This window comes from Sphingobium rhizovicinum, from assembly GCF_042647625.1.
GTDB classification, from domain to species: Bacteria; Pseudomonadota; Alphaproteobacteria; order Sphingomonadales; family Sphingomonadaceae; genus Sphingobium; species Sphingobium rhizovicinum.
The window spans coordinates 610,977-632,884 of sequence record NZ_JBHRVU010000005.1 but is presented as its reverse complement, the minus strand read 5'-3'; the positions used below and the strand labels follow the sequence as shown (position 1 = coordinate 632,884).

Genomic DNA, 21,908 nt, shown 5'->3' with positions numbered 1-21,908 from the left:
CCATGAAGCGTCTTGCCATCGCCGCCCTGCTGCTGTTCGCTGCCCCGGCGATCGCGCAGATGCCCGTCCCGGTGCCGGCACAGGCACCGGCCGAACCCGATGCCATTCCGCTCTATCCGGATATGAAGGCGCCCAAGGGATCGTCCGAAAACTGGGTGCGATTCGGCAAGGATCTGGCCGTCCGCAATGTCACCGTGCCGACCATCACCCCGGTCCTGCCCGATCCTGCCAAGGCGACCGGCGCGGCGGTGGTGGTCGCGCCGGGCGGGGCCTTCATGCTGCTGGCGATGGACCATGAAGGCTGGAACGTCGCCCGCTGGCTGGCCGATCATGGCATTGCCGCCTTCGTCCTCAAATATCGGCTGAACCCGACCCCGGCCGATACCGCCGAAGCCTCCACCTTTATGGGCAAGCGCATGGCGGAATCGCTCCGCGATCCCGCTGCGCCGCCGTCGATCAAGGAACCGCGCGCAACGCTCGACGCACTGGCCGCGCTCAAGCTGGTGCGGGCAGGTGCCGGCAAATGGGGCGTCGATCCGCAGCGTGTCGGCATGATCGGCTTTTCCGCCGGCGCGATGACGACGCTCAATGCGGCGCTGGAAGGGCAGGGGGCCGCCCGGCCGTCCTTCATCGGCTATGTCTATGGTCCGATGCTCGCGCGGGACGTACCGGCGGATGCGCCGCCGATGTTCGCCGCGATCGCCAATGACGACGGCCTGTTCCCCAATCCCGCCTATGCGCTGGTCGAAAGTTGGCGGCGCGCCCATGTGCCGGTCGAACTCCACGCCTATGAGCGCGGCGACCATGGCTTCGGCATGGGCAAGCCTCGCACGACGACCATGGGGCTGCTGCCGCAATTTCTGTCCTGGATGGAGATGCGCGGCCTTTTAAATGCAAAGGCTGGCCAATGACGCAGTCCGTCTCGATCCGGCGGGAAGCGGGGATCAGCATTGTCATCAATGGCGTGCTCAGCCTTGCCTTCTTCCTCGGCGTCTTTGGAACGACCCCGCACGCTCTGAGTTGGACGGCGCCTGACAATCTGGCGCTGGATTTCATACCCCAGAGCATCGCCGTCGCCCTGATGAGCGCGCTGGTCCCGGCGCTGATCGCGCGCAAGCGGCTGGGCAATACACTAGCGCTGCGCCCCATCCTCATCCGCGCGGCGCTGTTCGCGCTGGTCGGAGCCGCTCTGGGCGGTGCGCTCGCCTTTTCGATCGGCGGCGTCGCCGTTCCGACGATCGCCTGGGGCACTGCGCTGACGATCAAGATCGCCTATGGCGGTGCGCTCGGTGCACTGGTCGCCACATTGGCCTTGCGGCGGCTGCTGTCGTCCGCTCGATGTATTTGAAAACAGAGGATTGCCCGCTCATGACATCCCGCACCCTTCGCCTGTCCGCTTTACTGGCCTGTACGCTCCTCGCTGCACCCGCGCTGGCCGATGAACTGGCCGATGGCTTTGCGAACCCTCCCCAGTCGGCGCGCCCGCGGGTTTGGTGGCACTGGATGAACGGCAATGTCACCAAGGATGGGATCGACAAGGATCTCGACTGGATGGCGCGCATGGGCATCGGCGGCGTCCAGAATTTCGACGCCAGCCTGATGACGCCGCAGATCGTCAAGGAACGGCTGATCTACATGACCGACGGCTGGAAGGATGCCTTCCGCCACGCCGTCCAGACCGCCGACGCCAAGGGGCTGGAATTCGCCATCGCCGCCTCGCCGGGCTGGAGCGAGACGGGCGGTCCCTGGGTCAAGCCGCAGGATGCGATGAAGAAGCTGGTCTGGAGCGAAATCGACCTGCTCGGCGGCCAGCGGATGAAGGGCGCGCTCCCCGCGCCGCCCTCCGTAACCGGCCCGTTCCAGAGCGCGAAGTTCAGCGATCCGCTCGCAGGCGGTGCCGAAACCGCAACTCTCCCCAGTTTCTATGCCGATGTCCGCGTCCTCGCCTATCCGGTCACAGCCATGCCGCTGCCGCAGCCAAAGGTGATGCAGGCCGACGGCAGCGCACTTGCCGCCGCGCCGCTGCTCGACAATGACCTGGAAACCGTGGCGCAGGTCGCCAAGGGCGACGCCGCCAACCCCGGTGCGCTGATCCTCGATTATGGCAAGCCCGTCACCATCCGCTCCGCCAGCCTGTTCGTCCTCCATGCCCGTCCGCCCTTCGGCGACCCGGCCTATCGTCCGACGCTGGAGGCGGAGACGGCGCAGGGCTGGCAACCCGTCGGCCGCTTCACCCTGACCGAAGTGTCCGCGACGATCGGCTTCGCGCCCGTCACCGCGCGGCGTTTCCGCCTCGTCCTGTCCCTCAATGATGCGCCCAAGTCGCCCGGTCTGGGCGATGGCGCACCCGGCGCGGTCATGATAGACGTCTTTGCCCGCCCGAACAGCCCGACGCTGGACATTGGCGACCTGCGCCTTTCGGCCGAAGCGAAGATCGATCAATATGAGGCTAAGGCCGGCTATGCGATCGTCCCCGACTATAACCGGCTGAGCGACGGCGTCGCGCCGTCCGGCCCGGCGATCGATCTGGCAAAGGTCGTAGACCTCACCGACCGCCTGCGCCCCGACGGCACGCTGGACTGGACCGCGCCGAAGGGCAGCGACTGGCGCATCGTTCGCATGGGCTATTCCCTTACCGGCAAGACCAACCATCCCGCCACGCCAGAAGCCACCGGCCTTGAAGTCGACAAATATGATCCCGCCGCCGTCCGCCGCTATCTCGAAACCTATCTTGGCATGTATCGCGACACGGTCGGCGCGGACTGGATCGGCAAGAAGGGCATCGGCGCCCTGCTAACCGACAGTATCGAGGTCGGTGCATCCAACTGGACCCCGCGCATGGTTGAGGAGTTCAAGGCTCGGCGCGGCTATGATCCTGTCCCCTTCCTGCCGACGCTGACCGGGGCGGTGGTGGGGTCGGCTGCCCGCAGCGACGCTTTCCTCCATGATTATCGCCAGACGCTGGCCGATCTGCTGGCGGACGCGCATTATGGCACGGTGGCGAAGGTCGCCCACGAACATGGCCTCACTGTTTATGGCGAGGCGCTGGAAAATGGCCGGCCGGTGCTGGGCGATGACCTCGCCATGCGATCGCATGCCGATGTGCCGATGGCGGCGATGTGGACTTTCAACCGGGGCGGCGCGCCGCGGCCGACCCTGATCGGCGATATGAAGGGGGCGGCGTCGGTCGCGCACATTTACGGTCAGAATATCGTGTCCGCCGAAAGCATGACATCTGCTTTTGCGCCCTGGGCCTTCGCCCCGGCGGATCTGAAGCGCGTCATCGACCTGGAGTTCGTATCGGGCGTGAACCGCCCGATCGTCCACACCTCGGTCCATCAGCCGGTGGATGACAAGTCGCCGGGCCTCAGCCTCATGATCTTCGGCCAATATTTCAACCGACATGAAAGCTGGGCGAACATGGCGAAGCCCTGGGTCGATTATATGTCCCGTACCGGCTATCTGCTCCAGCAGGGGCGCGATCATGCCGACCTCGCCTATTTCTATGGCGAGGATGCACCGATCACCTCGCTCTTCGAACATGGCGTGCCGCCCGACCTGCCGACCCGCTATGCCTATGACTTCGTCAATGCCGACATCCTCGCCAACCGGATGAGCGTCGAAAACGGCGAACTGGTCGCTGGCAAGGCCCGCTACCGCGCGCTCTATCTCGGCGGATCGAGCCGGGTGATGACACTGGCGAGCCTGCAACGCATTGCCGCGCTGGTGGAGGCTGGCGCGACCGTCATCGGCTCAGCGCCTCAGCGTGCGCCTGGCCTTCAGGATGACGCCGCCGCCTTCAAGGCACTGGCCGACCGTCTCTGGAGCGGCGGCCCGGTCGGTAAGGGCAAGGTTATCGCCAGCCAGGACGCCGAAGCCGCGCTAACCAGCGCCGGCGTCGGCCCGGACTTCCATATCAGCAGCGTTGCAGCGGGCACGGATTATCGTTTCATCCACCGCAAGCTGGCCGATGGCGACCTCTATTTCGTAAACAACCGCACCGACAAGGCGGGCCGTATCGAGGCGCGCTTCCGCGTCACCGGCAAACAGCCCGAACTCTGGCGCGCGATTGACGGCTCGGCCGTTCCCGTCTCCTACCGTACCGAAGGCGGCGAGACGGTAATCCCGCTAGACGTTGGGGCGGAGGACGCCTTCTTCATCCTGTTCCGCACGCCCGCGACGTCGCCCGCCGCCACGCTCGCCGCAAAGGCGACCCGCCCGGTAGCCATGCTCGCCAATCCCTGGACCGTCCGCTTCCAGTCCGGGCGCGGTGCCCCGGCGCAACTCACGATGCCGACACTGACGCCATTGGAAAGCAACGCCGATGCCGGTGTCCGCTATTTCTCCGGCGAGGCGACCTACAGCAGTCGCTTCACCCTGCCCAAGGGCGTGAAGCCCGGCGCGCCGCTCTGGATCGATCTCGGCAAGATCGGCGATGTGGCGGAGGTGCGCGTCAACGGCCAGTCCGCCGGCACGACATGGTTCGCGCCCTACCGCCTCGACATCGGCAAGCTGGTGGAGTCCGGTAACAACGCGCTGGAGATCAAGGTCGCCAATCTTTGGGTCAATCGCCTGATCGGCGACCAGCAGCCCGGCGCGCACAAAATCACCTTCACCGCCGCCCCGACCTACAAGCCGGATGCGCCGCTGCGCCCGTCTGGATTGATCGGGCCCGTCACGCTGGAGACTCGGTAAACATAAGTGAGTTCTCGCACAAATTAGAATGCGCCGGAATTTTGGTTAAAGACTTGAGATTGCAAAATGGAGTTATTATGTTCTCTCGAAGAGAAGTCGTGAGCGGATCACTGTATTCTGGCGCTGCTACTATTCTGCCGTCGTCCGCTTTCGGTAAAGCCCAAAAGAGAAGAACGGGTAACCCCCTGAAACTGCCGGCTGGTGTTTGCGATCCCCAGGTTCGGGTGTATGATGATATATTGTGGCTTTATGCGACCCATGATGCGAGTCCCACGAATACAAATTTTACTATGAACGATTGGCAGATATGGCGTAGTGCCAATCTATCAGACTGGTCGCTTGCTGGAACCTTACTGCCTGAACAGACCTATTACGGTGCGCCTAGCACACAATGCTGGGCTACTGATGCAGCTCGCAGTGGTGGGAAATATTACTTATATTTTTCTATGGGTCCAGAAGACATCGGTGTCGTTGAAAGCGATACCCCGTTTGGTCCATGGAGAGATCCACTCGGAAAGCCGATGATAGCAAAAGGGCAAGTCAACACTGCGTCCAGAGATCCTGGTATTTTACAAGATGTGGATGGCGTTAATTACATTGTATTTGGTACGTTCGATTTCTACATCGCACGGCTCAACGAAGACATGATTTCGCTGGCGGAAGCACCTCGCCTGATAGAAATAAACAATAAGGAAGGACCATTCGGTTTAGGTAAGACCGATGACAAGCCATTTCTTCACCGGCGAGGAAATTATTATTATCTTTCGTGGGGCACCTATTATGGGATGAGCAAATCCCCCTATGGTCCGTTCGATTGCAAGGGGCCATTGCTCTTGCCGGAAAATGTTGACGCGCCATTTCTCAACGATCAGGCGATGCGAGGACCATATGCGCCGCCTCCACAATATCAGCCTCGCAATTGGCTCAACTTTGATAGGCACGGATCCTTCTTCGAATGGCGTGACCGTTGGTTTTTCATGTGCAATGATCAATCGGAGCCTGGAACCTCACCACTATTCCGTCGATCTGTGATTTGCGAAGTTAACTACGCGGCCGATGGTACATTAAATCCCTTGTCGCTATCAACTGCTGGGGTCTCAATACCGTAAGTGGTCGGTAGCGGTCGCGCCCCTGCTGTAATCCACCCGCATAGCCTTGGTGTTTGATCCCACGGTTTGATGGTGCGATCCTTTCGTTGGAATGGAAGGAAGCATTATGGGGCAAGTACCTCACGGGAGCGCCACGACCGCCAAAAGAGGATCGGCAACTATCGCGCACTGTTCAGTTGAAACTTGCCAGTCTGCTGCCGGCCAAAGCCAGTCATTGCGTGTGTATGAGAAATAAGCGATTTCCAACGCCTACGGCGGAAATCCCTGTCGAAGCATCTATCGGCCGCCATCATAGTGTTCCCACAACCCTGTTGACCGTAACCGCCCGGTTGTTACCGCGGTGGCTGAGCCTTGAAGCGGGCGGCGAGTTCGGGGTTATCGACGAAGTTATCGAGGAATTCGTGCCAGGTCTCGATCGTGCGGCGCGCATCTCCGAGCATGTCGCTCAGTTCTTCGATGCCGTCGTCGGTTAGCGCGGTGATGGCCTCGTCCGGGCCAGTGTAGAGGCTGATGATGGCGCCGTATGTCAGGTTGTCATCATTCCATACAATGGCTTCCAGCAACTCCAGGTCCTCGTCGAGGATCCTGGCGACATAGTCGAGGGAGCGGATGTGGGTGATTGCTGCCATCAGGCGGCCATTGCTTGCGGGGCTCTGAGCGGTGCCAAGTGCGAAAGCAGCAGTTCGTCGAGCCGGTTGATCTTGTGATCATGAATACGGTCGAGCACATCGGCGATGTACGCCTGCGGGTCGATGCCGTTCATCTTGGCGCTTTCGATAATCGTCATGGCACGCGCCAGGGTCTCGGCACCCGCTTCGGCACCGGCGAACAACCAGTTGCGCCTTCCAAGACCAATCGGGCGCACGGCGCGTTCAGCGACATTGTTATCAATGGCAACGCGCCCATCGTCGACGAACAGGCGGAATGCATGCCAACGGCCGAGCCCATAGCGAAAGGCATTGGCCAGGTCGCCCTTGGTCGGAATGCGGGTGAGTTGCTGCTGGGCCCAGGCATGAAATGGCTCGAGCTTGGGCTGGCTGTACTCCTGGCGCACGGCACGCCGACCATCTGCGGGCTTGCCAGCGATCTCGCTCTCGATGTCGTATAACTGGCCGATACGATCGAGCGCCTCGCGTGCTATCGGGGACTTGTTCGCTTTCCAGTTATCGTGAAAGTCACGCCGCAGGTGCGCAAAGCAGGCTGCTTCCCGGAAGCGCGGATCGCCGTCCGCGCCGGGGTTCGGACAACCTGGCATATCCCTTGTAGGCGTCGGCATGGATAATGTCGCTGGCCAGAAGGGCGGTCTCGATCCGTTCGATGAGGGGCTGCAGGGTTCGCATCGCCCTGCCACACCAATCGGCCAGCGTGCTGCGGGGAATGTCGACGCCCATGCGGGCGAGGATCTCGTTCTGCCGGTACAGCGGCAAATGGTCGTCGAACTTCGAGACGAGTATGTGAGACAGCAGACCGCTCTCGGCCATGCTACCAGGGATCGGGCGGCTCGGGGCCGGCACCTGCACCATCTTCTCGCAGCAGCGGCAGGACTTCTTCGGACGCGCCACCTCGATGACCTTCAGCTTGGCCCTGATCATCTCGATGATCTCGCTGACGTCCTCGCCGACTAGGCGCAACTCGCCCCCGCAATCGGGACAGGCGCTGCCCGGGTCGAGTTCCTTGCGCTCGCGTGGCGTATCCGGCGCGACGCGCGGACGCCGGGAGGTGCCGCGTGCGTTTGCAGCGGGCACGGGCGTCTCCTCCTCGTCAACATCCCGCGTCGCTGCGGCACTTTGCGCCGTGGCGCGAGTTCCAACTGCTCGATCTCGCGTTCGATCTTCTCCGAGGACTTGCCGAAGGCCTGCTTCTTCGATTTGGCGATACGCAGACGCAGGGTCTGGACCATCAGATCGTGCGCCCGAACCGTCGCCGCCAACTTCGCGTTTTGCGCTTGCAGGTCGGCGATCATCGCCTTCAGCAAAGCCGGGTCTTCGGGAAGATCTTGCGCCGCGCCAAGCATGATACTGCTTACCCGCGACCACCAGGAAAATCCACGAAAACCGGCAGATTCAGGGAAGAAAATCAACCCACTCGGACCGGCGGCGCACCCCAGCCAGGTCGTCTCCAGCCAATGCCTTCCCAGCGCATCGCCAACTGCGCCGACGTCAACCGCATCGTCCCGTCCGCCGCCGAAGGCCAGGGAAAACGGCCGCGCTGCAAAACTTTGTAGTACAGGCAAAATCCCTGCCCGTCCCAGTACAACAACTTCACCCTTTCATCACGTCGTCCTCGAAAGGCGAAAACGGCACCACTGGTCGGCTTCTGTCGCAGCACCGTTTCGGCCAACTGAGCAAGGCCCGAAATCCCTTTGCGCATGTCTGTGACACCACAGGCCAGGTAGAGGAGCGGCGATGTGTCGGTTTCGTGAATGTAACACGGTATGTTGCGACCGCGAATTTCGGTTCCATTTCCGTCGGCGGGTCGGCGATTGCCCGGCTGACCGTAATTTAACGAGTGGGAAACCCGCGCTGCACCCTGCTCCGGATTCGGAAGCGATCATTGCCATTGAGCGGGATGTGCGGGCAAGCGCACGGGGCAATCATAGTGGGTGCGGATCTTCGCTCATGACATCATAATGGCGAAGTAAGGATTCTATCATAGTAGCATGATAAATAACGATAAAAATCTGTTTCTTCTCTTGTAAATGCTTCGCTTGCGGCATGGTTGCACGATGATGAAGCTTTGCTGCGTGGGTGTCGCTCAGGGGGCGACCGTCTCAGGGGGGAATCATGAAAAACGTCAAAGTTGGTTTGGCCACATGGTTGAAGGCGTCCGTTTGCATCACCGCGTTCGCGCTGGGCAGCGCAGCCCATGCACAGTCTACTGCGAATGCGAGTGATCCGGCGGCGGAAGAATCTGCGGTGCCCGAAATCACTGTCACCGGCACGCGCGTAGTGCGCGACGGTTATAATTCCCCGACCCCCGTGTCGGTCGTGGGCGCCGACGAAATCGCACGGTCCGCGACGCCCAATGTTGCCGACTATGTGAACACGCTCCCGGCCGTGTCGGGCAGTTCGACGCCAAGGACCACGACGAACCAGGTCGGCGCCGGTCGGCAGGGCATCAACTCTATGAACCTGCGCGGCATCGGCGAAGTCCGTACCCTAACGCTACTCGACGGCCGCCGCGTCGGCGGCATGGTCAATAACGGCGTGGTCGATGTCAGCGAACTGCCGCAGCAATTGATCTCGCGCGTCGATGTCGTGACCGGCGGCGCGTCTGCCTCCTACGGTTCGGACGCGCTTTCGGGCGTCGTCAACTTCGTGCTCGATACCAAGTTCACCGGCTTCAAGGGTGAAGTGTCGGGCGGCATCACCGACTATGGCGACAATGAGAACTGGAAGGTGGCGCTCAGCGCCGGCACCGATTTCGCCGATGGTCGCGGTCATGTCCTGCTGAGCGGTGAAATCTCGCATGAAGAAGGCATCTATGATCCGACTAACCGAGGCTGGGCCACGGAAGGCTGGGCGTATATCAACAACCCGGCCTATACCGCGACCAATGGCCAGCCCCGCGTTCTGCTGCGGCCGAACGTCGCGCTGAGCACGGCGGCGCTGGGCGGCGCCGTCGCCTGCTCGGCGACCTCGGCCTGTTCGTCGCTGCGCGGCATCGCCTTCGGCCCCGGCGGGGCGATGTACAATCTCAACTTCGGGCCGATCGTGTCCGATCCCATCATGTCCGGTGGTACGGTTGCCGGCAACAGCCTGCGCAATGGCGTCGACAACTCCATCCTGCCGGAACAGAACCGTCGCAACCTGTTCGGTCGCGTCAGCTTCGACGTCGCCGACGACTGGAACGTCTATGCAGAAGGCATGGTGTCGCACCTCGATACCGACACCCGCTATTATTATGGCGGCATGGCCAACAGTCTGACGGTCCGCGCCGACAATGCCTACATGCCGGCGTCGCTGTCGTCGGCGATCACGGCGCTGGGCCTCACATCGGTCCCGTTCGGCACGATGAAGGGCGACAATGGCGCATCGGGCGCCCATGCGGAACATGGCTATTTCCGTGGCGTGGCCGGCGTCGACGGCAAGTTCGAAGCCCTCGGCACGCAATGGACGATGAACGCCTATTATGAATATGCGCGCGCCACGCTGCACAACACCGCCACGAATGCGACCCTGTTGCCGAACTTCAACCGGGCGATCGACGCGGTGTTCGCGCCCAACGGATCAATCGTCTGCCGCTCGACCCTGACGAACCCGGGCGACGGCTGCGTCCCCTACAATCTGTTCGGCGAGGGCGTGAACAGCCAGGCCGCGATCGACTATGTCACCGGCGATCCGTACCGCAAGGACGTCTACAAGCAGAACGTCTTCAGCATCAACTTCGCGGGCGAGCCGTTCGACATCTGGGCGGGGCCGGTCTCGGTCGCCTTCGGAGCCGAGCATCGCACGGAATCGGCGAGTGGCTACGCTGACGCGATCACGTCGGTCAGCACGGGCAACTGGGACACGACCGGCGGTCTGCCGACGATCGGCGACTATAAGGTGTCGGACGTTTATTTCGAAACCGTGATCCCGCTGGCGAAGGACGTGGCCTGGGCCCGGTCGCTCAACCTCAACGCGGCCGTCCGCGCCGTGAAATATGACAGCGGCACCTTCGCCACTTGGAAGGTCGGCGCCGAATATGCGCCGATCGACGGCATCCGCATCCGCGGCATCGTGTCGCGCGACGTGCGCGAAGCGAACCTGGCCGACCGCTATGCCGGCTTCTTCCAGGCGCAAAGCTCTTTCCAGGATCCTAACAATAACGGCGCGGCCACAACGGCCCGCTCGCTGGCGTCGGGCAACCCGAACCTCGATCCGGAAATCGGCAAGACCTACAGCGCCGGCGTCGTGCTCCAGCCCCGCTTCCTGCCCGGCTTCAATGCGTCGGTTGACTTCTACAAGGTCGATGTTTCCGGCGCGATCGGCAGTTTGACCATCCAGCAGATCGTCAACCTCTGCTACGCCGGCAATCAGGACGCCTGCGGCCTGATCATCGCGACGCCCGGCGAAGCGAACCAGTATGACGTCTATGTTCAGCCGCTCAACCTGGCGTCGGAAAGCACCAAGGGCCTCGATATCGAAGCCAGCTATCGCTTCAACATGGACGATGTGGTGCCCGGCATCGGCGGTGGCGTCACGATCCGCGCACTCGCCACGCACTATATCAAATACACGATCGACTCCGGCATCCCCGGATCGATCCCGACCGAGCGTGCAGGCACCGTCAACCTGCCCGACTGGCGCTATTCCTTCTCGGTCAACTACGATAATGGCCCATTCTCGCTGACGGGCACGGCGCGCGGCATCAGTGGCGGCGTCATCAACAACGAATATATTGAGTGCACGAACGGTTGCCCGGCCACGACCGGCAACAACCCGACCTATGACGATATCACGGTGCCGGGCGCGACCTATTTCGATCTCGCCGCAACCTATCGCTTCGGTGAGAGCCGGCAATATGAGCTGTTCTTCAACGTCCGCAACCTGACCAACAAGGATCCGGCGATCGTGGCCGCCGGTCCGACCGGCTACGGTTCTTGGACGAACTTCCCGATCTCGGCGGGGCAGTATGACACGATCGGCCGGGTGTTCCGCGCCGGCTTCCGCTTCAAAATGTAAAAACGCGACGGAGCGCCGCTTTTGCGGTGGCGCTCCGGCCGTGACGTTCGTTTTACGGATGGGGCCCGCGACGGGCCGGGGCGCCTGTGGGACATCCCACTGATCAAGTTCAGCAGGAAATGGGGCAAGGGCATGAAAGACAAGGCAAGCGCAAAGGCCGTCAGGGGTATGCGGAAGAAAGCGGCGAGGGTCATCGGCAAGATGGCGTTGCTCGCCACGGTGGCGTTCGGCACGCCCGCCCTTGCCCAGGAGCAGAAGACGACGGTGCTGACCGGCGGGATGCTGGTCAGCGGCCTGAGCGCCCCGCCGCTGCACAATGCCACCGTCGTCATCCGGGGCGAACGCATCGTGCAGGTGGGACCGGCGAGCGAAGTCCAGATACCCGCCGGCGCGACCGTCATCGACACCAGCGGTCAGACCATGATGCCCGGCCTGATCGACGCGCATGCCCATCTCTTTATGCTCGGTTACGGCAACGAGGCCGACTGGTTCAAATGGCTCAAGGCCGACGGCAAGAAATATTCCATCGAGAAGATCATGGAATTGTCGGCCTATCAGATGCTGATGTCCGGCATCACCGGCGCCATCGACCTGGGCGGCAATCCGGTCGAGAGCATCAGCGTGCGCAACCGCATCAACAAGGGCGAGATTCCGGGGCCGCGCCTGCAGGTGGCAGGGCCGCTCGTCACGCGCGCCGCGTTTCATGGTTTCCCGGCTGAAGCGTCCGCGGTCATCACCAGTCCCAAGGAAGCGGCGGCGGTCGTGGACCGGCTCTATGCCATGGGCGTCGATGTCATCAAGGCGCATTCGGGGCTGACCCGCGAAGACTATGACGCGATCGTCAAGGCAGCCCACGCCCACAAGATCAAGGTCCACGCCCATGTCTATGACGAGGCGGCCGTGCGCAACGCCTTCGAAACCGGCGTGGACGTGTTGCAGCATGTGGGGTCGGCCGGCGTTCCGGCCTATTCGCCCGAGCTGGTCCGGCGGATCGCCGAGGCCAGCCGGCCCGTCGTCCTGACCGCCGCCCATCGCAGCTGGATCTACCCCGACACCGTTACCTTCCCCGAGCGCCTGCAGGATCCCGCCGCGAAGGCGCTGTTCCCGGCGGACATCTGGGATGCCGTGCAGAAGTCTTTCAAGGACTGGCAGGCGGAAGGCTATTTCACCTATATCGACCGGCAGGTGAAATATCGCAGCCCGCAGGTGAAGCAGTGGATCGAATCCGCCGCCGTGATGGGCGTGGGGACCGACAGCGGCACGCCGATGAACTTCAACTCCGACGGCCTGATCCGCGAGATGAAGGTGCTGGCCGACGAAGGGCTGCCGCCGCTTCAGGTCATTTATGACACCACCCGCGTCAACGCGCGGATCATGAGCAAGCCGGACCTCGGCACGATCGAGCCGGGCAAGCTGGCCGACATCATCGTCGTGCCGGGCGACCCGGTCTACAACAACCTGACCAACCTGGCCTATGTCCAGACCGTCATCAAGGGCGGCGTCGTCTACAAGCAGGACGGCAAGCCCACGGTCCCGATGCCGCAATGATCCATGATCCCGGCACCGTTGCCCGCCATCCCGATCGGATCGCGGCCGGGCCGACCTGATGCCCCCTGTGCGTCGCGGGCTCATCCGCGACGCACCTTTTTCGCCATGCCCCAATCATAGCTGCCGAGGTCGCGACCATGACGACAGATTCCAGTGAAAGCCCGCTTTCCCAGGGCAGCAACATCGATCGGCGCAAGGTTCTGCTGGGCGGCCTGTCCGGCGCCGTGCTGTCGGCCGCGGCGGCGCGCCCGGCGCTGGCGCAACAGCCTGCGGCACCGCAGGCCGGGGTAGGGCGGCAGGCGCCCGATGCCCCCGGACGGGCGCAGCCACGGTCGTGCAGCATCGGGTCGAGGTGCCTGGGCCCAATGGTGTGGTCGCCGCCGGCCATCCGCTGGCATCGATGGCGGGCCTGCGCATGTTGATGCAGGGCGGCAGCGCCGCGGATGCAGCCGTCGCCGTCATGGCGGTGCTGAACGTCGTCGAACCCTGGGCTTCGAGCGCGGCAGGCAATGGCCTTGCCACCTGCTTCGAAGCGAAGACGGGCAAGGTCACGGCCCTGGCCTTTACTGGCGCAGCGCCGCGCCTTTTGGATGATACGGCCAGCAATGCGGACCTGACCGCCGGTCCCAAGGCAGTGGTGACGCCGGGCTCCTTCGGCGGCTGGATCGAACTGGCGCGCCGCTATGGCAAGCTGCCGCTGGCGACCCTGCTGGAACCGGCGATCGGCTATGCGCGGGACGGGCATCCCCTGGACCCGTCGATCGCCCAGATCATTGCCCGGCAAAAGGCGACGCTGGCCAGATATCCGACCACGGCGGCGATCTTCCTGCCCGACGGCAATCCGCCGCCGGCACGATCGATGTTCAAGAACCTGCCGCTGGCCCGCACCTTCCAGGCGCTGGCCGACGCGGAAACCGCCGCGTTGAAGGGCGGCGCCAGCCGCGACCGCGCGCTGATGGCGGCCTATGACTATTTCTACACCGGCCCTGTCGCGAAGGAGATGGACCGTTTCTCCCAGGCCAATGGCGGCTGGCTGCGCATGGCGGACATGCGCGACTACAAGCCCAAATGGGTCGATCCGGTCGCGACGACCTATCGCGGGTTGAACGTGATCTCCTCGCCGCTGACGTCGCGCACGGGCCTGGAAACCTGTGAGCAGCTCAACCTGCTGGAAGGTTTCGATATCGGATCGATGCCGCCCGACAGCCCGCAGGCGCTGCACCTGATCGCCGAATGCATCAAGATCACGAAGGCCGACGTCTATCGCTATGCGGCCGACCCGGCCTCCAGCCCGACCCCGGTGGCCACGCTGATCTCCAAGGAGTTCGCCGAGCAGCGGCGCCGGCTGATCGACCCGGCGCGCGCAATCGCTTTCCCGGCTGGCGCCGACATCGGGGGATCGCGCCTGCCGCCGCGCGCCGCCAACGCGGCGATGCGCGTGCCGGGCGACACCACGAACCTGTCGATCACCGACAGCGAAGGCAATGCGGTGGGCGTCACCACCACGCTGGGCGGGGGCTTTGGCGCCTGCGTCGTGATGGGCGACACCGGGCTGCTGTGCAACAACGGCCTGCGCAGCGGATCGACGGCGCCCTATCGTGACCACCCCAATTTCGTGAAGGGCGGCCGCATCCCGCTGCTGGGCAACTGCCCGACGATCGTGCTCGACAAGGGGCAGTTCCGCATGGTGTTCGGCACGCCGGGCGGCGAGACGATCGGCCAGACCCAGTTCCAGCATCTCATCAACATCATCGACCGCAAGATGCCCGTCCAGGCCGCGATCGAGGCGCCGCGGCTGGCGGTGGATGCGGAACCTGGCTTCTACACGCCGGGCGCCGCGACATCCCTGCAACTGGAGTCGCGCTTCCCGCCCGAAACCATCGCGGCGCTGCGCGCCATGGGGCACAAGGTAGATGCTGTCGGTCCCTATGCGATCGGCAGCATCCAGGCGGTGCTCCAGACGCCCTACGGCACCCGCACGGCCGGGTCCGACCCGCGCCGCATGGGCTATGCCGTCGGTTACTAGGGGGCATTTCGGGAAGTTATGCAGTATATAAGGGGGAAGGCCATATGAAGCCGCTGAAGACCATGGGCCTGGCCCTCGCGATTGCCATGCTCGCTGCGCCGGCACAGGCCGCGCCGCCGGCGGACTGGGCGCATTTCGGCGGGGACATAGGCGACACCAAATATTCGCCCCTGGACCAGATCAACGCCCGCACCATCAAGCGCGTGAAGGTCGCCTGGCGCGCGCCGGCGATCGATCCCGCGCTGAAGGCCGCCAATCCCAGGCTGATGCTGTCCAACAACTTCCGCAACGCGCCGATCGTGGTCGATGGCGTGATGTACATCAGCAACCAGCTCGGCATGGTCGAAGCCCGCGATCCGGGCAGCGGCAAGGTGATCTGGCGCCAGGCCGACTTTGCGGGCGATCCGCCCGCAGCGTCTGGCAATGCCAGCCGCGCCCTGGCCATCTGGGGCAAGGGGGACGGCGCCCGCATCGTCACCGTGCGCGGCGCCTACCTGTATGTGCTGGATGCGAAAACCGGCGCCTATATCCCGGACTTCGGTGACAAGGGCCGCGTCGATCTGCGCGATAGTCCCAAGACCCTGTTCTCCTGGGGCTCGCCCTCGCCGATTGTCGTCAACGACGTCATCGTCATCGGCGGCCAGCAGATCGCGACAGGTATCGCGGACATCAACAAGGCGTCGCTGCCCGGCTATATCCGCGGCTATGACATCCGCACCGGCAAGCCGCTATGGACCTTCCACACCGTGCCGCAGGCTGGCGAGCCGGGTGCGGAAAGCTGGAACAATGAATCCTGGCGCCAGGGCGGCAAGACCAAGGTCTGGTCCGCCTTCAGCGGCGACGAGCAACTGGGCTATGTCTATGTCCCGCTCAGCGCGCCGACCAACGATTATTATGGCGTGGCCCGTCCCGGCAACAACCTCTATTCGGACTCGCTGGTCGCGCTGGACGTGAAGACGGGCAGGAAGGTCTGGCATTTCCAGACGGTCCATCACGACCTGTGGGACTATGACCTGCCGACACCGCCGATGCTGGCGGACATCAAGGTCAATGGCAAGCTACGCAAGGCGGCAATCCAGGTGACGAAGACCGCCTACGTCTTCGCCTTCGATCGCGCGACCGGCGAACCTTTGTTCCCGATCGTGGAAACCCCCGTCCCTGCATCGGCCATGCCCGGCGAGACAGCGTCGCCGACCCAGCCCATTCCGCAGAAGCCGGCCCCCTTCGACCGGCAGGGCATGAGCGAGGATCAACTGATCGACTTCACACCGAAACTGCGCGCCCAGGCGGTCGAGATTCTCAGCCGCTATAATTATGGCGACATGTTCACGCCGCCCTCGCCAGCCGGCGGCCCGGAAGGGAAGCTCGGTACGCTCTATCTGCCCGGCTGGGTCGGCGGCGCCAACTGGACCGGCGCCGCGCTCGATCCGCTGACGGGCGTCATCTACATTCCGTCGGTTACCGTGCCGTGGATCGGCCGGGACAACTACCGCCGTCCACCGGAATCGAGCCTGTACATGGAAGGGCCGCAGGGCCTGCCGATGGTCAAGCCACCCTATGGCCGGATCACCGCGATCGACATGAACAGCGGCGATCATCTGTGGATGGTGCCCAACGGCAACGGCCCGCGCGATCATCCGGCGCTCAAGGACCTGAACCTGCCGCCCTTGGGCCAGGCCGGTCGGGCTGCGCCGCTGCTGACCAAATCCTTCCTGTTCCTGGGGGAGGGCGACATGGTCGGCCTTAGCATTCCCAAACTGAGCGGCGGCAACATGTTTCGCGCCTATGACAAGAAGACGGGCAAGGTCGCCTGGGAAATCGACCTGGGTGCGGGCACGACGGCGCCGCCGGTCTCGTACATGTTCAAGGGCAAGCAATATATCGTCGTGGGCGTCGGGGGTGTCGACCATCCCGCCGAACTGGTGGCGATGGCCATCGAATAGCGCCGACCCGGCACCGCCGCCTGCGCCTCACGTCAATCATACCATACCTGCGGAGTACCCCATGAATCGTAGATGCCATCTGGCCCTAGCGGCCCTCGTCATGGCCACGTTGCCGTCTGCCGTACTCGCGCAGGAGATCGATACGCCCGGCGTCACGTCGCCGCTGACGCCGGCGCAGATCGCGCGCAACTATCCGCCCAACGCGCTGACGGGCGCCGCCGTGGACAAGCCGGTCCAGCTCAAGAGCGAGGGCGGCATGGGCATGCGGGTCGTCAAGCTGGCGGAGGGCCTGTCGCATCCCGACGGGCTGGTGTTCCTGCCCGACGGTCACACGATGCTTATCACGGAACGGCCGGGGCGCCTTCGGCTGGTGCGCGACGGCGTGTTGGACCCGACGCCCGTGCCCGGCCTGCCGCCGCTCAACAATGTCGGCCTGGGCGGGCTGCACGACATCGTTCTGCACCCGGACTTCGGCAAGAACAGCACGCTCTACATCTCCTACACTAAGGAGGGCGAGCCGATGAAGGGCACGACGCTCGCGATCGCGCGGGCGCGCTTCGAGAAGGGGCGGCTGACGGCGGTGAAGGACATTCTCGTCACCGACGCCTGGGAAAGCCCGCTCGGCACCTATGGCGGCCGGATGATCTTCGGCCCGGACGGCATGCTCTACATCGCCGTGGGCGACCGCGACGGCACGACCGCCAAGGACGTGTCCAGCGCCCGGCCGCAGGCGCAGAAGCTCGACAGCCATATCGGCAAGATCCTGCGCGTGCGCGACGACGGCTCCATTCCGCTGGACAATCCCTTCGTCAAGGATCCCAAGGCGAAAGGCGAAATCTACAGCTATGGCCACCGCAACCCCTACGGCATGGCCTGGGATCCCAAGACGGGAAAGATGTGGGCCGCAGAATTCGGTCCCGCCGGCGGCGACGAACTCAATCGCATACTTCCTGGCCATAATTATGGTTGGCCGCTGGTATCCTTCGGTCGCCATTATTCGGGCCATCTGGTGTCCGACCAGCCCTGGTACAGGGAGGGGATGGACAATCCGCTGTTCTTCTGGAGTCCCGCGCTCAACCCGGAAAACATGCTCTTCTATACCGGTGACAAGTTTCCGCGCCTCAAGGGCAGCCTGCTGATCGCCGGGGCATCGACGAAGATGATCGCGCAGGTCATCATTAATGGCGATTTCGTGCGCCAGGGTGACACGATGCTGCACGAACTGGGCGTGCGTTTCCGCGACATTCGCCAAGGGCCGGACGGCTATCTCTATGTGCTGACCGAAGGCCGGCTGCGCGGCCCTGAGGACACTGACGGCATGTTGCTCCGGCTGGAGCCGCCGACGGCGGTATCCTCGACGGCCGATGCGGGGGGGCATCCTGCAGCGAAAGAGGCGTCGCCGGACTGATGCGCCGATCGGGGGGAAGCGACGGGGCAATGAGCATGATGATCATTCGGGCTGCTGACTAGCTATGTCGAATGTGGCAACGGAGGCAAGCGGGACGACGAGTGGAGTGCGGTTTTCCGCACGCCATGCGTTTACCAGGCATGGCTTTACGAATGTCATGCATTGGGTCAGCTTGACCATGTGGCGCCTTTCGGGGCCGCATCGACGCATCGCCACGGCAACGGTCGTGGGCGCCATCCTGATCACCATCCTCTCTTTCGGAGCGATGCACTGGGCCGATGGGCAGGCGGTCGAAGAAACTGATGTTACGGCCATGCAGGTCGCCCGGAGCCATGCCGGGTTGCTTGCAAGTCGGCTTCAGACCTTGCGCCTGCTGCCGCATGTCCTGATCGAATATCCTGATGTCAGCGCCGTGCTGGAGCGGGAGGAATCCAAGGTGATCGCGCGCCTGAACGGTAAGCTGGAACTGCTGGCAAGCCGCACCGACGCCGCCGTGATCTATGTCATGCGCATGGACGGGCAGACGGTCGCCGCCAGTAACTGGCGGCGGCGGGACAGTTTCGTCGGCCACGACTGGCAGTTTCGCCCCTATTTCGCGGAGGCGCTCAGGGCGGGTTCGTCGGAACTGTTCGCACTTGGGACGGTCAGCCGCCGGCCCGGCCTCTACATCTCCCGTCGGATCGGCGGCGGTGCCCGTCCGCTGGGCGTCATCGTCGTCAAGGTGGATTTCGACGCCCTTGAAGCGGGATGGGCGCGGCAGGCAGGGCCGACCCTGGTCACGGACGGTGATGGCGTAGTGATGATCACCAGTCGGCCGGAATGGCGCTTCCACGCCTTGCGGCGGGTACCCGTCGAGAAGGTTGCGGCTGCGAAGCGTACTCTTCAATTCGGTCGGACGCCGATCACGCCGATCAATTTGGCTTTCGAAGGGGCGACCGTCCATCGCCAGATCCCGGGCGGGGAGGTCAGCTATCGCGTGGCGACGGTGGAGGTGCCACTGGCTGGCGGCGAACTGAAATATCTCCAGCCACTCGCCCCGGCGGTGGAGAGTGCGACGGCGAACGCGAGGCTCGCGATCTTGGCCGGCATCGTCCTCGTCGCCTTGGTGCTGGCGATCATGCTGCGCGCCCGTGAAAAGGCGCTGATGCAGGTGACGACGCAGCGTATCTTGGAGAGCGAGGTGACGCTGCGCACGGCCGAACTCACCGAAGTCAACCGGCGGCTCATCCAGGAATCGCGAGAGCGCGAGCGCGCCGACGAAAATCTGCGGTCGGCGCGCGAGGAACTGACCCAGGCGAACCGGCTGGCCTCGATCGGTCAGATCACGGCGGGGGTCGCGCATGAGATCAACCAGCCGGTCGCCGCGATCCAGACCTTTGCCGCCAATGCCGGCCAGTTCCTGGATCGGGGTCATCGCGATCGCGTCCGCGTCAACTTGGACCTGATCGTTGATCTGACCGACAGGATCGGGACGATCACAGCCGAACTGCGTTCGTTCGCCCGGCGCGGCACGCCTACGATCAGCGCGGTGGAACTGGCCGCCGCCATCGATGGCGCGCTGTTGCTGATGCGCGACCGGATAAGCTCGCAAGGGGTCGTGCTCGAACGGCGCGGCAAGGGCGGAGTTATCCGCGTGGCGGCTGACCGGGTGAGGTTGGAACAGGTGCTGATCAACCTCATCCAGAACGGCCTCGAAGCGCTGGACGACTGCGCCGAGCCGCGCATGCGCATCGCGATCGAATTCGAGGAGGAGGAGCGCGTGATCGTCGACGTGACCGACAATGGTCCGGGCATTCCGACGGATCTGGCAGACAAGATTTTTACGCCCTTCGTCACGGGGCGTCGCGACGGGCTTGGACTGGGGCTAGGCATTGCCCGCGATATCGCACGGGAATTTGGCGGCGAACTCGAATTCGTCCGCTCTACATTGGGGGGCGCCGGTTTCCGGCTGAGCTTGAGGCGGGCATGACGTTTTTTGACGGTGAGCAACAGGTCCTTTTCGTTGACGATGACGCCCAGTTGCGCGCGGCCAATGTCCAACTGCTCGAACTGGCGAGTATCAGCGTGCAGGCGGTAGCCGATGCCGAAGGCGCGCTGGCGGTGCTGGACCGTAATTTCCCGGGCGTCCTGGTGTCGGACATCCGAATGCCGCGCATCGACGGCCTGCAGCTTTTCGCCCGTGTCCGTGCGATCGATCCGGAAATTCCCGTCATCCTGATAACCGGCCACGCCGACGTGCCGATGGCAGTGAATGCGCTGCGGGACGGGGCGTTCGACTTCCTCACCAAGCCCTTCGCCGGTGAGCACCTCGTCACCTCGATCCGCAGGGCGTTGGAGATGCGGCGGTTGGTCCTCGACAACCGGCGGCTCAAGGCAGCGATGAACGAAGGCGACAGCCCTCTGATCGGTGATAGTGCCGCCATGTCGCGAATCCGCGACGTCACGCTCCAGCTTGCGCGCGCCGATATCGACGTGCTGGTGGAAGGGGAAACCGGTACCGGCAAGGAACTGGTGGCGCTGTTGCTCCATCGGAAGGGGCCGCGCCGCGGGCGCCCCTTCATCCCGGTCAATTGTGGTGCCCTGCCTGCCAGCCTTGCGGAAATCGAGCTGTTCGGCCATGGGCAGAGCGCGCTCGCGACCACGCGCTTGGACCGCATCGGGCGGATTGAGGCGTCCCATGGCGGAACCCTGTTCCTCGACGAGATCGACAGTACCCGGCCCGGCGTCCAGGCAAAGTTGCTGCGGGTGTTGGAGGAACGCGAGGTGCTCCCGATCGGCGCGACCGAACCGCGCGCCATCGACTTGCGTGTCGTGGCGGCCACCAAGTCCGACCTTACCGAAGCCATTGTCGGAGGTCGCTTCCGGCAGGACCTCTATTACCGCCTGAACGTGGTCCGCCTTCGTCTGCCGCCGCTGCGCGAGCGCCGCGAGGATATTCCCCAGCTTTTCTCCTATTTCGTCGAGGCGGCGAAACGGCAGGTGGGGCTTTCCACCTTTACCATGGACGACTTCGTCCGCCGGCGTCTGCTGGAACATGACTGGCCGGGCAACGTACGGGAACTGCGTAACTTTGCGTTCGAAGCGGTGCTGGGCCTGTCGGACACCAGCAAGTCCTGCGAGGTGGCAGGACAGGGAGGCGAATCCTTGACTCAGCGCGTCGAGCGTTTTGAGGCTATGGTGATTCGTGAAGCGCTGGAAGCTTCGCGCGGGGAAATCGCCTCCACGATGCAGGCGCTCGGCCTGCCGCGAAAGACACTGTACGACAAATTGGCCCGCCATGGCATCGAACCGAGAATCTATCGCAAGGACAATGCTCTCCCGCGTCTGATCGAGCGTCGGTGACTGAACAAAGGTTATCATGCGGATTGTCGCACGGCTTCCCACTTCGGAGAGCGAATTCTCCACATCTCATCATAGAAAAAGCTCTTGATAGCATACAGGAAACATATCCAAATTATTGATTATATACATATTTTTTAGAATCTTTGGTGACTGCGGAATCCCTTATTCTCT

Annotated in this window: 13 protein-coding genes and 1 pseudogene; 11 read left to right on the top strand and 3 right to left on the bottom strand. The window is 63.5% G+C overall.

Annotation, left to right across the window (positions count from 1 at the left end; all coding sequences use genetic code 11):
* The first annotated feature begins 2 nt into the window (after nucleotides 1–2).
* The 4 genes from ACFOKF_RS21525 (at nucleotide 3) to ACFOKF_RS21510 (ending at nucleotide 5,804) form a co-directional block, all read left to right on the top strand.
* Complete coding sequence (locus ACFOKF_RS21525) at nucleotides 3–911, top strand: alpha/beta hydrolase (RefSeq protein WP_380798604.1); 909 nt, start codon at nucleotides 3–5, stop codon at nucleotides 909–911.
* Nucleotides 908–1,348 (top strand): hypothetical protein, encoded by a 441-nt coding sequence (locus ACFOKF_RS21520; RefSeq protein WP_380798602.1) that lies wholly within the window; start codon nucleotides 908–910, stop codon nucleotides 1,346–1,348. The genes ACFOKF_RS21525 and ACFOKF_RS21520 overlap by 4 nt, the downstream gene beginning before the upstream one ends.
* 20 nt (nucleotides 1,349–1,368) lie before the next feature.
* Nucleotides 1,369–4,695 carry a glycosyl hydrolase gene (locus tag ACFOKF_RS21515; protein WP_380798600.1) on the top strand — a complete coding sequence of 1,109 codons (3,327 nt, stop codon included), beginning with the start codon at nucleotides 1,369–1,371 and terminating at the stop codon, nucleotides 4,693–4,695.
* 98 nt (nucleotides 4,696–4,793) lie between these two features.
* A complete protein-coding gene (locus tag ACFOKF_RS21510; RefSeq protein ID WP_380798598.1) occupies nucleotides 4,794–5,804 on the top strand; it encodes a family 43 glycosylhydrolase in 1,011 nt (336 codons plus the stop codon).
* A 332-nt stretch (nucleotides 5,805–6,136) separates the two neighbouring features.
* Here ACFOKF_RS21510 and ACFOKF_RS21505 read toward each other — a convergent pair whose 3' ends face one another.
* From ACFOKF_RS21505 to tnpB, 3 genes and pseudogenes are all read right to left on the bottom strand, one after another.
* On the bottom strand, nucleotides 6,137–6,433 hold the full coding sequence (locus tag ACFOKF_RS21505; RefSeq protein ID WP_380798597.1) for a hypothetical protein: 297 nt from the start codon (nucleotides 6,431–6,433) through the stop codon (nucleotides 6,137–6,139).
* A pseudogene (gene tnpC, locus ACFOKF_RS21500) lies at nucleotides 6,433–7,818 on the bottom strand (IS66 family transposase). The gene ACFOKF_RS21505 and the pseudogene tnpC overlap by 1 nt, the downstream one beginning before the upstream one ends.
* A gap of 62 nt (nucleotides 7,819–7,880) precedes the next feature.
* Nucleotides 7,881–8,174: an IS66 family insertion sequence element accessory protein TnpB gene (tnpB, locus tag ACFOKF_RS21495; protein ID WP_380798595.1), complete on the bottom strand. Its 294-nt coding sequence runs from the start codon at nucleotides 8,172–8,174 to the stop codon at nucleotides 7,881–7,883.
* Between the two features lie 413 nt (nucleotides 8,175–8,587).
* Here tnpB and ACFOKF_RS21490 point away from each other — a divergent pair, with 413 nt between their 5' ends.
* The 7 genes from ACFOKF_RS21490 to ACFOKF_RS21460 all read left to right on the top strand — a co-directional run bounded on the left by ACFOKF_RS21490 (nucleotide 8,588) and on the right by ACFOKF_RS21460 (nucleotide 21,737).
* Entirely contained in the window at nucleotides 8,588–11,470 is a 2,883-nt protein-coding gene (locus ACFOKF_RS21490; protein WP_380798594.1) for a TonB-dependent receptor plug domain-containing protein, read from the top strand.
* Nucleotides 11,471–11,602: 132 nt separating this feature from the next.
* Complete coding sequence (locus ACFOKF_RS21485; protein WP_380798593.1) at nucleotides 11,603–13,018, top strand: amidohydrolase family protein; 1,416 nt, start codon at nucleotides 11,603–11,605, stop codon at nucleotides 13,016–13,018.
* 352 nt (nucleotides 13,019–13,370) lie between these two features.
* Nucleotides 13,371–15,044, top strand: a complete 1,674-nt coding sequence (locus ACFOKF_RS21480; RefSeq protein ID WP_380798592.1) for a gamma-glutamyltransferase family protein — start codon at nucleotides 13,371–13,373, stop codon at nucleotides 15,042–15,044.
* 44 nt (nucleotides 15,045–15,088) lie between these two features.
* A complete protein-coding gene (locus ACFOKF_RS21475) occupies nucleotides 15,089–16,987 on the top strand; it encodes a hypothetical protein (protein WP_380798591.1) in 1,899 nt (632 codons plus the stop codon).
* Between the two features lie 61 nt (nucleotides 16,988–17,048).
* Nucleotides 17,049–18,395, top strand: coding sequence for a PQQ-dependent sugar dehydrogenase (locus tag ACFOKF_RS21470; RefSeq protein WP_380798590.1), 1,347 nt, complete (start codon nucleotides 17,049–17,051; stop codon nucleotides 18,393–18,395).
* A gap of 178 nt (nucleotides 18,396–18,573) precedes the next feature.
* Nucleotides 18,574–20,364, top strand: coding sequence for a sensor histidine kinase (locus ACFOKF_RS21465; RefSeq protein WP_380798589.1), 1,791 nt, complete (start codon nucleotides 18,574–18,576; stop codon nucleotides 20,362–20,364).
* Nucleotides 20,361–21,737 (top strand): sigma-54-dependent transcriptional regulator, encoded by a 1,377-nt coding sequence (locus ACFOKF_RS21460; RefSeq protein WP_380798588.1) that lies wholly within the window; start codon nucleotides 20,361–20,363, stop codon nucleotides 21,735–21,737. The genes ACFOKF_RS21465 and ACFOKF_RS21460 overlap by 4 nt, the downstream gene beginning before the upstream one ends.
* Nucleotides 21,738–21,908: the final 171 nt, after the last annotated feature.

Excerpts from the sequence above, each read along its gene's own strand:
- ACFOKF_RS21525 (WP_380798604.1), top strand. The coding sequence starts at position 3 with ATGAAGCGTCTTGCCATCGCCGCCCTGCTGCTGTTCGCTGCCCCGGCG.
- ACFOKF_RS21520 (WP_380798602.1), top strand. The coding sequence starts at position 908 with ATGACGCAGTCCGTCTCGATCCGGCGGGAAGCGGGGATCAGCATTGTC.
- ACFOKF_RS21515 (WP_380798600.1), top strand. The coding sequence starts at position 1,369 with ATGACATCCCGCACCCTTCGCCTGTCCGCTTTACTGGCCTGTACGCTC.
- ACFOKF_RS21505 (WP_380798597.1), bottom strand. The coding sequence starts at position 6,433 with ATGGCAGCAATCACCCACATCCGCTCCCTCGACTATGTCGCCAGGATC.
- tnpB (WP_380798595.1), bottom strand. The coding sequence starts at position 8,174 with ATGCGCAAAGGGATTTCGGGCCTTGCTCAGTTGGCCGAAACGGTGCTG.
- ACFOKF_RS21490 (WP_380798594.1), top strand. The coding sequence starts at position 8,588 with ATGAAAAACGTCAAAGTTGGTTTGGCCACATGGTTGAAGGCGTCCGTT.
- ACFOKF_RS21485 (WP_380798593.1), top strand. The coding sequence starts at position 11,603 with ATGAAAGACAAGGCAAGCGCAAAGGCCGTCAGGGGTATGCGGAAGAAA.
- ACFOKF_RS21475 (WP_380798591.1), top strand. The coding sequence starts at position 15,089 with ATGAAGCCGCTGAAGACCATGGGCCTGGCCCTCGCGATTGCCATGCTC.
- ACFOKF_RS21470 (WP_380798590.1), top strand. The coding sequence starts at position 17,049 with ATGAATCGTAGATGCCATCTGGCCCTAGCGGCCCTCGTCATGGCCACG.
- ACFOKF_RS21465 (WP_380798589.1), top strand. The coding sequence starts at position 18,574 with ATGTGGCGCCTTTCGGGGCCGCATCGACGCATCGCCACGGCAACGGTC.
- ACFOKF_RS21460 (WP_380798588.1), top strand. The coding sequence starts at position 20,361 with ATGACGTTTTTTGACGGTGAGCAACAGGTCCTTTTCGTTGACGATGAC.